At 52.6% G+C, this 14950-nt stretch carries 12 protein-coding genes; 4 read left to right on the top strand and 8 right to left on the bottom strand.

The window, feature by feature from the left end; all coding sequences use genetic code 11:
- Positions 1–145: 145 nt before the first annotated feature.
- A complete protein-coding gene (gene nudI, locus LA337_15680) occupies positions 146–571 on the bottom strand; it encodes a nucleoside triphosphatase NudI (GenBank protein UBI14619.1) in 426 nt (141 codons plus the stop codon).
- Positions 572–888: 317 nt separating this feature from the next.
- Here nudI and LA337_15675 point away from each other — a divergent pair, with 317 nt between their 5' ends.
- Entirely contained in the window at positions 889–1431 is a 543-nt protein-coding gene (locus LA337_15675) for a YfaZ family protein (GenBank protein ID UBI14618.1), read from the top strand.
- 79 nt (positions 1432–1510) lie between these two features.
- Positions 1511–2707 carry a nicotinamide mononucleotide deamidase-related protein YfaY gene (locus tag LA337_15670; protein ID UBI14617.1) on the top strand — a complete coding sequence of 399 codons (1197 nt, stop codon included), beginning with the start codon at positions 1511–1513 and terminating at the stop codon, positions 2705–2707.
- Between the two features lie 38 nt (positions 2708–2745).
- Here LA337_15670 and LA337_15665 read toward each other — a convergent pair whose 3' ends face one another.
- The 4 genes from LA337_15665 to glpA form a co-directional block, all read right to left on the bottom strand.
- Positions 2746–3687 carry an Rpn family recombination-promoting nuclease/putative transposase gene (locus LA337_15665; GenBank protein UBI14616.1) on the bottom strand — a complete coding sequence of 314 codons (942 nt, stop codon included), beginning with the start codon at positions 3685–3687 and terminating at the stop codon, positions 2746–2748.
- Between the two features lie 185 nt (positions 3688–3872).
- Entirely contained in the window at positions 3873–5063 is a 1191-nt protein-coding gene (glpC, locus tag LA337_15660) for an anaerobic glycerol-3-phosphate dehydrogenase subunit C (GenBank protein UBI14615.1), read from the bottom strand.
- Positions 5060–6319: a glycerol-3-phosphate dehydrogenase subunit GlpB gene (glpB, locus tag LA337_15655; GenBank protein UBI14614.1), complete on the bottom strand. Its 1260-nt coding sequence runs from the start codon at positions 6317–6319 to the stop codon at positions 5060–5062. The genes glpC and glpB overlap by 4 nt, the downstream gene beginning before the upstream one ends.
- On the bottom strand, positions 6309–7937 hold the full coding sequence (gene glpA / locus LA337_15650; GenBank protein ID UBI14613.1) for an anaerobic glycerol-3-phosphate dehydrogenase subunit A: 1629 nt from the start codon (positions 7935–7937) through the stop codon (positions 6309–6311). Before glpA ends, glpB begins: the two co-directional genes overlap by 11 nt.
- A 270-nt stretch (positions 7938–8207) precedes the next feature.
- Between glpA and glpT the strand changes: the two genes are divergently transcribed.
- Positions 8208–9566, top strand: a complete 1359-nt coding sequence (gene glpT, locus LA337_15645) for a glycerol-3-phosphate transporter (protein ID UBI14612.1) — start codon at positions 8208–8210, stop codon at positions 9564–9566.
- Between the two features lie 3 nt (positions 9567–9569).
- Complete coding sequence (gene glpQ, locus LA337_15640) at positions 9570–10637, top strand: glycerophosphodiester phosphodiesterase (protein UBI14611.1); 1068 nt, start codon at positions 9570–9572, stop codon at positions 10635–10637.
- A 172-nt stretch (positions 10638–10809) separates the two neighbouring features.
- On the opposite strand, the gene LA337_15635 is transcribed toward glpQ, so the two are convergent.
- From LA337_15635 to nrdA, 3 genes are all read right to left on the bottom strand, one after another.
- Positions 10810–11064: a 2Fe-2S ferredoxin-like protein gene (locus tag LA337_15635; GenBank protein ID UBI14610.1), complete on the bottom strand. Its 255-nt coding sequence runs from the start codon at positions 11062–11064 to the stop codon at positions 10810–10812.
- Entirely contained in the window at positions 11064–12194 is a 1131-nt protein-coding gene (nrdB, locus tag LA337_15630; GenBank protein UBI14609.1) for a ribonucleotide-diphosphate reductase subunit beta, read from the bottom strand. The genes LA337_15635 and nrdB overlap by 1 nt, the downstream gene beginning before the upstream one ends.
- Positions 12195–12305: 111 nt before the next feature.
- Positions 12306–14591 (bottom strand): ribonucleoside-diphosphate reductase subunit alpha, encoded by a 2286-nt coding sequence (nrdA, locus tag LA337_15625; GenBank protein ID UBI14608.1) that lies wholly within the window; start codon positions 14589–14591, stop codon positions 12306–12308.
- Positions 14592–14950: the final 359 nt, after the last annotated feature.

Below are 14950 nucleotides of genomic sequence, written 5' to 3'. Positions count from 1 at the left end.
AAAGATAAAAAGAGGGAATGGTGATTTATTTGTTTGAATATAAAGTATTTTTAGTCTTCATGGCGGTAATGACCTCTGTTGCTGAATGCTGAGAACAATACCGCTATTGTGCACATTGTTTATATTACGTTTAAACTTGTGGGATTTACAGTAACCCTTTCAAAGTTAACGTTTTACGCGTGGCGATATTTAAGTCGTAGGTGCCGATATCTTCCGCTTTAACCCAGGCGAATGCCTGGAACTCTTCGTTAATGTTCACTTCGCGATTCGCCGCCACACAATCGAAGATGAGATAAATCATATAAATCTCTTCCTGGCTGCCATCGGCATAAGTTTTGGTACGAATATCGTCACTGAAGGTCCATGGCGTAATTTCTGATAACACCAACTGTTCACCCAGTTCTTCTCTCACTTCCCGGCGCAAAGCTTCTTCGATGCGTTCGCCTGGTTCAACACCGCCGCCAGACAGCGCCCACTGACCGGGAAACACACCGCGGTCGTCAGCCATTTTGCACAGTAAATAACAGCCATCGTTTTCAATTAATGGGCAAACAATCGTTCTTTGGCGCATAAGTTCAGTCCTTTAGGGGAGGTAGAAAAAAATTCCATCATGCACGCATCTTACCTTTTGCTGACGCTAGAAAAAATGCTTCATCAATGAATAACGCCACTTTGGCTGGGAAAACAGGATGTTTGTTGAAAACGGCCATTTGCTACGTTCACATGTATAAATGACACAAGAATTTAACCTTATCCACATCTTCTGAGTAGTATTTAGTTACAATATGTCGTTGCATCGCTTTTTTAGCTCATTGATTCCTCGTCATCTGACAGTACAATTCACCGGTTTTGGGGCTATGTTTTGATTCTTGCTGGAAAGGATAGAAAATGAAAAAAAGTTTAATGTTGGGTTTTGCCGGAATGCTGTTTTTTTCCGCGTCGGCGAGCGCGATTAGCATCAGCGGCCAGGCGGGCGAAGACTACACCAACCTGGGTTTCGGTATGGGTACTGAGACCACCGGTCTGGCTGTCAGCGGTAACTGGATGCATAACGATGACGACGGTGATGTTGCCGGACTGGGCCTGGGTCTGAATATCCCACTGGGTCCACTGTTAGCGACCGTTGGCGGTAAAGGCGTTTATACCAATCCAAACGATGGTGATGAAGGTTATGCGGCGGCGGTAGGTGGCGGTCTGCAGTGGCCGATCGGCGACAGCATTCGTCTGTTTGGTGAGTACTATTACTCGCCGGATTCGCTTTCCAGCGGTATCGACAGCTATGAAGAAGCGAATGCCGGTGCGCGTCTGACTATCCTGCGCCCGCTGAGCATTGAAGCCGGCTATCGCTATCTGAACCTGGCGGGTAAAGACGGCAACCGTGATAATGCGATTGCTGACGGCCCGTACGTTGGGGTTAATGCCAGCTTCTGATATTTCTGGCGCGGCGTTCAGTCGCGCCTTCCCCCCTCCATGCGTTATAGTGTTTTCATCATAAAAGCAGGAGAACACGATGTTAAACGTGGAGATGTTATCCACCGGGGATGAAGTGTTGCACGGACAAATCGTCGACACCAATGCCGCCTGGCTGGCCGATTTTTTCTTTAATCAGGGTTTACCGCTAACGCGTCGCAACACGGTAGGTGACAATCTTAACGATTTGGTCGCCGTCTTGCGTGAGCGTAGCGAACATGCCGATGTACTGATCGTTAACGGCGGTCTGGGGCCAACCAGCGATGACTTGAGCGCGCTGGCGGCGGCAACGGCAAAAGGCGAAGGGCTGGTGCTGCATGATGCATGGCTCGCCGAGATGGAGCGTTATTTCCGCGATCGTGGACGCGTAATGGCGCCGAGCAACCGCAAACAGGCTGAACTTCCTGCCAGCGCGGAGTTTATCAATAATCCGGTGGGGACCGCGTGCGGGTTTGCCCTGAAGCTTAACCGCTGCCTGATGTTCTTTACGCCGGGTGTACCATCTGAATTTAAAGTCATGGTTGAGCATGAAATCCTGCCGCGTTTGCGTGAGCGTTTTTCGCTGTCTCAACCTCCGCTATGCCTGCGATTAACCACTTTTGGTCGCTCAGAAAGCGATCTGGCGCAAAGCCTGGACCCGCTGCCATTGCCTCCGGGAGTGACAATGGGCTACCGCTCCTCAATGCCGATTATTGAGCTGAAGCTGACCGGACCGGATTCCCAACGCGAAGCGATGCTGGCGCTGTGGCCCGAAGTTAAGCGGGTTGCCGGGCAGAATATGATTTTCGAAGGTACGGAAGGTTTGCCCGCGCAAATCGCCCGCACATTGCAGGAACGACAATACAGCCTGACGCTGAGCGAACAATTCACCGGTGGTCTGGTGGCGCTACAGCTTTCGCGTGCAAATGCTCCTTTGTTGGCAAGTGAAGTGGTGCCTCCCCAGGAAGAAACGCTGGCGCAAACGGCGCATTGGGTAACCGAGCGACGCGGCAATCACTATGCCGGGCTGGCACTGGCGATATCGGCTTTCGAAAACGAACATATTAACTTTGCGTTGGCCACGCCTAACGGGACGCATGCCTTACGCGTACGGTTGAACGCTAATCGCTACAGCTTGCCGATTCGCCAGGAAGTGTGCGCGATGATGGCCCTCAATATGCTGCGCCGTTGGCTCAACGGCCAGGATGTTGCCAGCGAGCACGGCTGGATCGAAGTCGTTGAGTCGCTCACGATTTAATGATTGATAGGGAAGGCTACAAACCTTCCCTGTCTGACTCATTTGGTGACATCGTCAGGCAATAACCCAGTAATTAACCGAATCAAATCTCTATCAATTCCATTTTCCAGCATCATGCGTGCGATGCGCAAGGCTTCTTCTTGTGTACCTTTGCGTACTCCTTGCGCTAATCCTTGTTGTATCCCTTGTTCAATTCCTTGTTGCAGCCCATTGTGGTGACCTTCCTGTTTCAGCCTCTCTGCTATTGTCATTAACCTCTCCTTGTTATGTGGGGAACGTTCGGCAACTTCATGGATAAATCCGCTGACGTGAGAAGCGTCACCGTACCGTAGCAGATAATTAAATAGCGTTTGTAGCTGGCTGTCATTAGCGGTACTTGTAACTAATAGCGAGACCAGTCGGTCCACTAACCCCATTAAATCACGATCGCGGATATGTTTTTGCATCAACTCAAGCAGCGCAATCCCCTGATGTTGTGCGATTTCATCGTCAGGTATTACGGTAATGTCGACCAGCGGAAAAGCCTCTGAATACAGTTGGCGCGCCAGTTGCGGATTATCAAATTCATCCAGCCAGTTGAGCGACCAGGGATAGGGACTTTGTTGACCGTGATAAAACAGCATGGGGATCACCAGCGGCGGCGTTTTATGCCCGGCATCAAGATGATGCTGCATCGCAGCAGTGGCATAACGCATCAGGCGAAATGCCATGTGCTGTACCGCGGTACTCTGATGTTCGATAACACAATAGATATACCCCTGACCTTCGCGTGTTTTTAGTGACCACAATACGTCTGAGTAGTAAGCACGGAGATCCTGTTCGATAAAACTGGTGGACTCCAGCTTCAGCGTTTGCATATCGCATATCTCACGTAATGCGACAGGGAGGTGAATATCCAGAAAATCCCGAGCCATCTCGGGGTAAGACATTATCTTTTTAAAAACCGCATCGTGCGGTGTAGGTGTGGTGGATTTAGCCATGGTAGTCCGTCACCAGAAAGAGAAGATGGCGTGACGGTATCCGCTTCTAACATGCGTTGCATGTGGAGAATGGGGGCTTTGCGTAGATGAATCAGAGATAAATACGTCCAATTGCAACGTATTCAGTTAAGCGGAACATGATGCGCAAAAATGCCCGGTAAGCAGGACGCCACCGGGCAACAGAGTTAACCTAACGCTTTGGCAAGCAGGGTGATGGGATGTTCGCAACGCTTACTGGTAGACATCTCAATCTGCCATTTACAGGTTTCGCAGTCGGTGACGACGATATCAGCGCCGCTTTCTTCAATCTGGCGGAATAACGGTGCGCCAATGGATTGCGATGTCGGGTAGTTTTCCTTTTTAAAGCCGTATGTCCCGGCAATCCCGCAGCACTGCGAGTCCAGCACCGTTAGTTCCAGACCTGGAATTTGCCGTAGCAGTTCCAGCGTGTAGAGCGTCCAGCCCATTTTCTCCATGTGGCATGGCGTGTGATAGACCACCTTCAGCGGCAGCGTTTTCAACGGTAGCGTTTTGCCTTCATCCAGCTTGCGCCACAGCCAGCGGGTTGCCAGTTCAATGTGCTCGCGCAGGCCTGAGTTATCGACATCCAGCACTTCCGGATATTCATCACGCAGCGCAAAGGTGCAGGTGGATGAGGTGGCGATCACCGGAATGCCCTTGCCATCAATCGCTTCCCTAAGCGAAGCCACGTTGCTCACCGCCTGCTTACGCGCTTTATCGGTAAAGCCGTTGGCAATCAGCGGCACGCCGCAGCATTTCTCTTTGCTCAGCAGTTGCACCCCGGTTCCCATCGCGTTCAACACCTTGATCAGATCTTTGCCGAGCTGGGGATGGTTGTAATTCACAAAACAGCCATGGAAAAAGGCGACTTGATCCGGATACTGCGCCTGCTGTGCGGCAACGCTGCGATACCAGCGGCGGAAAGTACCAAAGGAGTACTTCGGCAGCGTACGGCGATGATCGATTTTTAGCGCGTAATCCAGCAGCTGACGCACCGGTTTTAGCGAGGTGGCGGTATTCACTATCGGGGCGAAGGGGGTGGATACGCTACCCATCAAATCGGTATGGCTCAGGACAAAGTTACGTAACGACGGACGTGTAGTGTCGTATTTGGCGCGCGCGCGCTGGATGATATCGCCAATTTTCACGTCTGACGGGCAAGCTACTTCACAACGCTTACAGTTAATGCAGTATTTCAGCGCATCGTCATATAACGCGCCATCTTTCAGGCGCAGACGCTCACCGTCCGGGCCGGCCTGTTTAGGACCAGGGTAGTTCGGATTGACGCGACTTACCGGGCAGGCCGTGGTGCACACCGTGCATTTGATACAACTTTCAAAACGTGTGTCGCTCATTGCTGGCCTCCTGCACGTTTCGCAATATGATGTGCGGCATGTAAAGCGCTGACAGCGCACACGCCGCCTCCGCAACCCTGGGCGATAGGGTCGAATCCGCCGAGAACCGAACCGATGGCATACATGTTCTCTATCGTTTGTCCCGCCAGTGACGGGCGTAATCCGGCATCGGTCGTAACACCAAACTGTTGCCATGGTTGTGGGTCGAAGACGTCACGCTGATACCACTCGGCGCGAGTGGTGGTTTGCTGTACATCCAGCCCCAGGATCGGTTCATAGATAGCCTCACGCGTGGCGACCAGTCCACTGCTGAAGAAGCTGCCGCTGGCGAGCACGGCGAAGCGTGGTCGCAAAGGAATATCGGCATGATTACGGGTCCAGATTTCGCTGACCACGCCATCCTGACAGGTGATTTTCTTCACTTCATCACCCGGCATCCAGACGCCGCCCTGACGCACAAACTTGCGCTGCAATTTGTTGTGCAAACGCATACCCAGAACCGAAGGCGGTAGGGTCGGTAGCAGCGACAGCGAGCAGGGGAGGCGCTCGTTAAGCCACTGCCAGAGTCGTTCATCCGCCAGACCGAAGCAGGCTGGCATGATTATCATGTCGCAGGTTTTTGCGACCGGTAATAAAGCGTCATAGAGTAGTGACCATTTATCTTCGTTATCCAGCAGGCGCGCTATATTGACGGCGCGAAACTCGGTTGGGTTATCACGCAGGACGTCCAGCTCAGGCAGGTCGATTTCTGCCGTCTCGACGCTGAGATTGCGTTGACGCAGTGAGGCCGCGGCCAGATGCGCCTGGAAATCCAGTAAGCCGCTAATACCTACCACGCAGATACGCTGCGCGGGCAGCGGCCAGACCGGAACTTCCGGGGAACTTAACCAGGTTGAGCGCAGTGTTCCCAGCGGGGTTACGCGTTGATGTGACTGATGTACCTTGCCCTGCAAATGGGTTCCACATTCTTCCAGCAGATTTTGCGCCTGCTGGGCCAGTTCCAGAACGTTGCGGGTTCCGATGGTGCTATACGGATGTGTGGGTGCCTGAGTGCGCAGCGCATTCAGGCCCGCTTCTATATCGGTCACCGGTTGGCCATCGGGTAAGTTACTGAGCAAATCCAGTGAGCCGGAAGAAAAATGCAGGGCACTTTGGCCGCGCGTGACAATCGTGCAGCGTAAACCGCTTTTTTGCAGTTGCAGGCCGCACAGCAGTCCGGCCAGACCGCCGCCGATAATGACGGTATCAAATTTCATCCTGGTGCTCCTTTTCCAGACCGCACAATCCCTGATAGACCCAGCGCGTGAATTCGCTTTCGCGCAGCGCATCTCCCCAGGCGATAGGCTGCACGCCTTTCCAGCGCTCGTTGAGGAAATCGGAAAGCTGGGTGATAGATTGCGCGGCGGTGGTGACATTAAAACGTTGCAGCAAACCTGCGGCGCGACAGGCACATAATTCGCCCTGGCAGGTCCCCATTCCAACACGGGTACGGCGACGCAAATCCAGCAGACTGTTGACGGTTAAATTTTCGACGGCGTATTGCACTTCGCCTGCAGTGACCGCTTCGCATTCACAGACCAGGCTGCGGTGTTGACGACCTTCACTAAGCCACGCAGGGGTGCGATCGCCGTGGCGGTAGACCGCCGAGCCGCGCAGTGGTGCGGGCAACGAGATCACGCGTTTAAGCGTATGCTCGGTAGAATCCTGTGAGCCAGGCAGTGCGGTGTCTGCCGTTGTACAAGGTTGGGTATTACCCAGCTTACGGCAAACCGCATCGGTAGCCCATTCCGCCATCAGGCGGTAGGTCATCAGTTTGCCGCCGGTAATGGTGATAAATCCGTCCAGTCCGTCACGCTCTGCATGATCGAACAGCACAATTCCGCGGCTGACGTTACGTCCACTTGGATCGTCGTCACTGGCCACCAGCGGACGCACACCTGAGTAGGCGCGTAAAATGCGCGTTTTCGCCATAATCGGCGCCAGTTTCTCACCTTCACGCAGCAGAATATCGACCTCTTCTGCGGTGACGCGGTTGCTGTCTATATCGTCGTAATCAATGTGCTGCGAGGTAGTACCGATTAGCGAAATGGTATCACCGGGCACCAGAATATCGGCGTCAGACGGCTTACGGCAGCGGTTGATGACATGCTGGTTAATACGATGATCCATAATCAGCAGTGAACCTTTGGCCGGAAACATACGGATGCTCAGATCGGCATATTCCGCGATGCGCTGGCCCCAGATCCCGGCGGCGTTGACCACTACTGGCGCATGCAGGGACTGCATCTCACCCGTAAGATGGTTACGCACGTTAACGCCGCAAACCGTTGCCCCTTCGCGAATCAGTCCCGTCACTTCATGGGCCGTTAAGATAACCGCGCCATGCTCACGCGCATCCAGCATGTTGGCGGCGGTTAAGCGGAAAGGATCAACCGTGCCGTCCGGCACTTTTACCGCACCAATCAGCTGTGGGTTGACGGAGGGTTCAATAATGCGGGCCTGCTGAGGGTCGATCGCTTCTGCGCGAATACCGGCCTCTTCACAGGCGCGAATAAAGGTAGCCTGAAAGGAGAGCTCATCCTCCGGCAGGGTAATAAACAGACCGTCCGTCGGCTCAACGCAATGACGGGCAATACGTTTCAGAATTTGGTTTTCGCTGATGCACTCACGGGCAGATTCAGCATCGGTGACGGCGTAGCGCGCACCGCTGTGCAGCAGGCCGTGGTTACGTCCGGTCGCCCCTGTGGCGATATCGTGGCGCTCCACTAAGATGACGCGCAACCCGCGCAGCGCACAATCACGTGCGATCCCTGCACCAGTTGCTCCTCCACCAATGATAATCACGTCACTTGTTTGCGAGTCGCGAGTTTTCATTGTTTTTCCTCACAGTTCGTTTTTTATCATTTAGCCACATAAAAAACATGGATTGTTTGATTTCGCGCATAATCGCTCATTATTCGAAAATGAAACGTGATTTCATGCGCTTTTATGAACATTTGTCATAAATCTGTAACAATATGTGCTGCGTTTCACATTTTTGTTATGTATCTTTCCTTAACATCGCGGCCACACTGGGAGCGGTAGGGTAGTAATGACGAACTGCAGTGTTTACTTCGAATGAAAGACGGCCACGGAGGCTACACTATGTTGAGCATTTTTAAACCAGCGTCACACACGGCGCGTTTGCCTGCAGCGGAGATCGACCCGACATATCGTCGATTACGTTGGCAGATTTTTCTGGGGATATTTTTTGGTTATGCCGCGTACTATCTGGTACGTAAGAACTTTGCCCTTGCGATGCCGTATCTGGTTGAGCAAGGCTTTTCGCGTGGCGATCTGGGTTTTGCCTTGTCCGGTATCTCCATTGCTTATGGATTTTCGAAATTCATCATGGGATCCGTCTCGGATCGCTCGAATCCGCGCGTTTTCCTGCCAGCGGGTCTGATACTGGCCGCCGCTGTGATGTTGTTCATGGGCTTTGTGCCGTGGGCGACGTCGAGCATTGCGATTATGTTTGTGCTGCTGTTCCTCTGCGGATGGTTCCAGGGAATGGGGTGGCCGCCGTGTGGTCGTACCATGGTGCACTGGTGGTCGCAGAAAGAGCGTGGGGGCATAGTTTCCGTCTGGAACTGTGCGCACAACGTGGGCGGCGGTCTGCCTCCTCTGTTGTTCCTGCTGGGTATGGCCTGGTTTAATGACTGGAAAGCGGCACTGTACATGCCTGCTTTCGGTGCGATCGTCGTCGCGCTGTTTGCTTTTGCTCTGATGCGTGACACGCCGCAATCCTGTGGCCTGCCGCCTATCGAAGAGTACAAGAACGACTACCCGGACGATTACAACGAGAAAGCGGAAGAAGAGCTGACTGCGAAGCAGATCTTCATGCAATACGTACTGCCGAACAAACTGTTGTGGTACATCGCTATCGCCAACGTGTTTGTTTATCTGCTGCGCTACGGCATCCTCGACTGGTCACCGACCTATCTGAAAGAAGTGAAGCATTTCGCACTGGATAAATCTTCCTGGGCCTACTTCCTGTATGAATATGCGGGTATTCCGGGCACGCTGCTGTGTGGCTGGATGTCGGATAAAGTCTTCCGTGGCAACCGTGGTGCGACCGGCGTGTTCTTTATGACGCTGGTGACGATTGCGACCATCGTTTACTGGATGAACCCGGCAGGAAATCCGAACGTTGATATGGCTTGTATGATTATCATCGGCTTCCTGATCTACGGCCCGGTCATGCTGATTGGTCTGCACGCGCTGGAACTGGCGCCGAAAAAAGCGGCGGGTACGGCGGCAGGCTTCACCGGACTGTTCGGTTATCTCGGCGGTTCTGTGGCGGCGAGCGCCATTGTCGGCTACACCGTTGACTTCTTCGGTTGGGACGGCGGCTTTATGGTGATGATTGGCGGTAGCGTGCTGGCGGTAATTCTGCTGGTGGTCGTTATGATTGGCGAAAAACGTCATCACGAAGAGATGTTACTGAAGCGTAACGGGGGCTAATAGATGAAAACCACATTGAAAAGTCTCAGCGTGGCGCTAATGCTGGCAGGTATGGTGGTTAGCAGCGCAGCGGTTGCCGCTGATAAAATCGTGATTGCGCACCGTGGCGCCAGCGGTTATCTACCGGAGCATACGCTGCCTGCGAAAGCGATGGCCTATGCTCAGGGCGCAGATTACCTGGAACAGGATTTGGTGATGACCAAGGACGACCATCTGGTCGTCCTGCATGACCACTATCTTGACCGCGTCACCGATGTTGCCGAGCGTTTCCCGGATCGCGCGCGTAAAGACGGGCGTTATTACGCTATCGACTTTACGCTGGATGAGATTAAATCGCTGAAATTTACCGAAGGTTTTGATATCGAAAATGGCAAAAAGGTCCAGACCTACCCAGGGCGTTTCCCGATGGGTAAATCTGACTTCCGCGTACACACTTTCGAAGAAGAGATTGAGTTTGTTCAGGGATTAAATCATTCAACCGGTAAAAACATCGGTATTTATCCGGAAATGAAAGCACCGTGGTTCCATCATCAGGAAGGGAAGGACATTGCGGCTAAAACGCTGGAAGTACTGAAAAAGTACGGGTATACCGACAAGAACGACAAGGTCTATCTGCAGTGTTTTGATGTCGCAGAGTTAAAGCGCATTAAGAATGAGCTGGAACCGAAGATGGGGATGGATCTCAATCTGGTACAGTTGATTGCGTACACTGACTGGAATGAAACACAGGAGAAAAAGCCGGACGGCAGTTGGGTTAATTACAACTACGACTGGATGTTTAAACCGGGTGCCATGAAGCAGGTTGCGCAGTATGCGGACGGCATTGGGCCGGACTACCACATGCTGGTTGATGAGAAGTCGAAGAAAGGCAATATCTTGTTAACTGGCATGGTACAGGATGCGCATCAGAACAAGATGGTGGTGCATCCTTATACCGTTCGTGCCGATCAGCTACCGGATTACACTACTGACGTAAACCAGCTGTATGACATTCTGTATAACAAGGCGGGCGTTGACGGGCTGTTCACCGACTTCCCCGACAAAGCAGTGAAGTTCCTGAATAAAGAGTAATGGCACAAGGCCTGTGACGCACCTCCGGTCACGGGCCTTATAGGATGAAACGTTATAAACCGCTAGATAAGGCCGTCTGCTGTCAACGTTTTCATACTTGCCTGCAGGAGAAATAAAGAGCTGCCGTTCACCGGCGGCTCTTTTGTCAGTAACGATTTTTCCCCACGATGCGCTACATTTCTATTTCAATATCGCCGTTTGCCCGACAGCAGCAGGGCAAAATTTCACCTGGTTGAATGAAGGCCAGAGGTTCGGCAATCCAGTCGATCTGTCCCGCTACCAGGCGGGTACGACAGGAGCCGCAATAACCTGCACGGCACTGATATTCTACTTCGACATTGTGCGATTCGAGCGCAGCAAGCAGGGAAGGGTGTTCATCCTGGCACAGCAACTGTGTGCCAGAGATGCGCAGAGTAACGCGGCCCATCAGAGCTGGAAGTTACTCAGATCGTCAGTATCAACTTCCGAGTCAATCTGCCCAACCAGATAGGAGCTGACTTCCACTTCCTGCGGCGCAACCTGCACGTTATCAGACACCAGCCAGGTGTTGATCCATGGGATTGGGTTAGAGCGCGTCTGGAACGGCAAATCGAGCCCGACAGCCTGCATACGAATGTTGGTGATGTACTCAACGTACTGGCACAGGATATCTTTGTTCAGGCCAATCATTGAGCCGTCACGGAACAGATAATCTGCCCACTCTTTTTCCTGCAGCGCGGCCTGGACGAACAGGTCATAGCACTCTTGTTTGCACTCTTCGGCAATTTCCGCCATTTCCGGATCGTCCACGCCGCTGCGCAGCAGGTTCAGCATATGCTGGGTACCGGTCAGGTGCAGCGCTTCATCACGGGCGATCAGACGAATAATTTTCGCGTTGCCTTCCATCAGTTCACGTTCAGCGAAGGCGAAGGAGCAGGCGAAGCTGACGTAGAAGCGAATGGCTTCCAGCGCGTTAACGCTCATCAGGCACAGGTACAGCTTCTTCTTCAGCTCACGCAGGTTAACGACAACCGTTTTACCGTTGACCGTATGTGTGCCAACGCCCAGCAAATGCCAGTAGCTGGTCATCTCGATCAATTCGTCGTAGTAGCTGGAAATGCCTTCCGCGCGTTTCTGGATCTGTTCGTTGGTGACGATATCGTCAAACACCACCGCCGGATCGTTCACAATGTTACGAATAATATGAGTATAAGAACGGGAGTGGATCGTCTCAGAAAACGCCCACGTTTCCACCCAGGTTTCCAGCTCAGGGATCGAGATTAACGGCAGCAGCGCTACGTTTGGGCTGCGTCCCTGAATGGAGTCCAGCAGCGTCTGATACTTAAGGTTGCTGATGAAGATATGCTTTTCATGTTCCGGCAGCGCCTGGAAGTCGATGCGATCGCGAGAAACATCGACCTCTTCCGGACGCCAGAAGAAAGAGAGCTGCTTTTCGATCAGCTTTTCGAAGATGTCATATTTTTGCTGATCGTAGCGGGCAACGTTCACCGGCTGGCCGAAGAACATCGGCTCCAGAAGTTGGTTATTTTTCGTCTGTGAAAAAGTGGTGTATGCCATTGATGTGAATCCTTTGTGGGATGAGCGCCGGATGCGGTATAAAAACCTTATCCGGCCTACAAACCGTGCAATCGTAGGCCGGGTAAGCGTAGCGCCGCCCGGCATCATTCATCAGATCTTACAAGCGCCGCTTTCGCAGCCGTCGTCCTGAATGGACGGCACCAGATCGTCCTGAGAATCTTCCGCACCGTCACGGGTGTTCTGATAATACAGCGTTTTGACACCAAATTTGTAGGCGGTGAGCAGGTCTTTCAGCAACTGCTGCATCGGTACTTTTCCGGACGGGAAACGTGACGGATCGTAGTTGGTGTTGGCGGAAATCGACTGATCGATAAATTTCTGCATGATACCTACCAGCTGCAGATAGCCGTCGTTGTTTGGCATTTCCCACAGCAGTTCGTACGCGTCGTGCAGGTGTTCGTAGTCCGGCACGACCTGGCGCAGAATACCGTCTTTCGACGCTTTGATGCTCACGTAGCCGCGCGGCGGTTCAATACCGTTGGTGGCGTTGGAGATCTGCGAAGAGGTCTCGGACGGCATCAGCGCAGACAGCGTGGAGTTACGCAGACCGTGCGTCTTGATGGATTCACGCAGCTGTTCCCAGTCCAGATGCAGCGGCTCGTTGGCAATAGCATCGAGATCCTTTTTATAGGTATCGATCGGCAGAATGCCCTGGGAGTAAGTTGTTTCGTTAAACCACGGGCACGCGCCTTGCTCTTTTGCCAGCTCGTTAGAGGCTTTCAGCAGGTAATACTGAATGGCTTCAAAGGTTTTGTGAGTCAGGTTGTTCGCGCTGCCGTCAGAATAACGCTTACCGTTTTTCGCCAGCCAGTAGGCGTAGTTGATCACGCCAATACCCAGCGTACGACGGCCCATTGCGCCGCGTTTGGCGGCAGGAATTGGATAGTCCTGGTAATCGAGCAGCGCATCCAGCGCGCGCACCGCCAGTACGGCCAGCTCTTCCAGCTCGTCCAGGCTATTGATAGCGCCGAGGTTAAATGCGGACAGCGTACACAGCGCAATTTCGCCGTTTTCGTCGTTAACGTCGGTCAGCGGTTTGGTCGGCAGGGCGATTTCCAGGCACAGGTTTGACTGGCGCACCGGCGCGACAACCGGATCAAACGGGCTGTGGGTGTTGCAATGGTCAACGTTCTGGATGTAGATGCGGCCGGTAGAGGCACGTTCCTGCATCATCAGGGAGAACAGTTCGACCGCTTTCACGCGTTGCTTGCGAATGCTGTCGTCGTTTTCATATTTGGTGTACAGACGTTCAAACTCGTCCTGGTCGGCGAAGAACGCATCATACAGGCCCGGGACGTCGGACGGGCTGAACAGTGTGATATCGCCGCCTTTCAGCAGACGGGTGTACATCAGTTTGTTGATCTGTACGCCGTAGTCCATGTGACGCACGCGGTTGCCTTCAACGCCACGGTTGTTTTTCAGGACCAGCAGGCTTTCAACTTCCAGGTGCCACATTGGGTAAAACAGCGTGGCTGCACCACCGCGTACGCCACCCTGGGAACAGGATTTTACCGCGGTCTGGAAGTGCTTGTAGAACGGAATACAGCCGGTGTGGAACGCTTCACCGCCGCGGATCGGGCTGCCCAGTGCGCGGATGCGGCCGGCGTTGATACCGATACCGGCGCGCTGAGAAACGTATTTCACAATCGCGCTGGAGGTGGCGTTGATGGAATCCAGGCTGTCGCCGCACTCGATCAGCACGCAGGAGCTGAACTGACGAGTAGGGGTGCGCACGCCGGACATAATCGGCGTAGGCAGCGAAATTTTAAACGTAGAAACGGCGTCGTAGAAACGTTTTACATATTGCAGACGTGTTTCGCGCGGATAGTTAGAGAACAGGCAGGCCGCTACCAGTATGTAGAGGAACTGCGCGCTTTCATAAATCTCACCGGTAACACGGTTTTGTACCAGGTATTTGCCTTCTAACTGCTTCACCGCCGCGTAGGAGAAGGTCATATCCCGGTCGTGTACGATGAACGAGTCCATCTGCTTGAACTCTTCTTCCGTGTAGTCTTCCAGCAGATGATTGTCGTATTTGCCCATTTCAACCATTTTCACGACATGGTCGAACAGTTTCGGCGGTTCAAACTCGCCGTAGGCTTTTTTGCGCAGATGGAAAATCGCCAGGCGAGCAGCCAGGTACTGATAATCTGGCGCTTCGCGGGAGATCAAATCGGCGGCAGCTTTAATGATCGTTTCATGGATATCGGAGGTCTTGATACCGTCATAAAACTGAATGTGGGAGCGTAGCTCGACCTGAGAAATCGATACGTTATTCAGTCCTTCTGCCGCCCAATCCAGAACTCGGTGGATTTTGTCGAGATTGATGCGCTCTGTACTACCATCACGCTTTGTCACCAGCAGACTCTGATTCATGTGGTTTTTTACCTGTCCGTGAAAGAAAAAATATCCCCCATATTATCCACAAAGTCATGTTGTGACTAAGTCTGTGGATAAATACTATATGTAGGGGTTGTTTGATAAAGTAGACGCTATATGGTGAGTATTCTAGTAGGGATTCTTTTCAGTACAAGAGTTGATTTTGAGGTTAAATTGAGGTTGCAAAAGGGTAATAATCGCTAAGTGCGCGTCTTATAAGGCCTGGCGAGGATGTCAATAATTGAGAAAAAAAATAGAAAATTTGATCGAGTGCTGATTTCTTCATCTAAGGCGAAGAAAGTTCTTATGATCTGGCACAGGATTTGTAAGCCTGATAAGCGGAGCGTCATCAGGCA

This window comes from Citrobacter europaeus, assembly GCA_020099315.1.
Classification (GTDB): Bacteria; Pseudomonadota; Gammaproteobacteria; order Enterobacterales; family Enterobacteriaceae; genus Citrobacter; species Citrobacter europaeus.
This window is presented reverse-complemented; position numbering and strand designations above follow the sequence as displayed.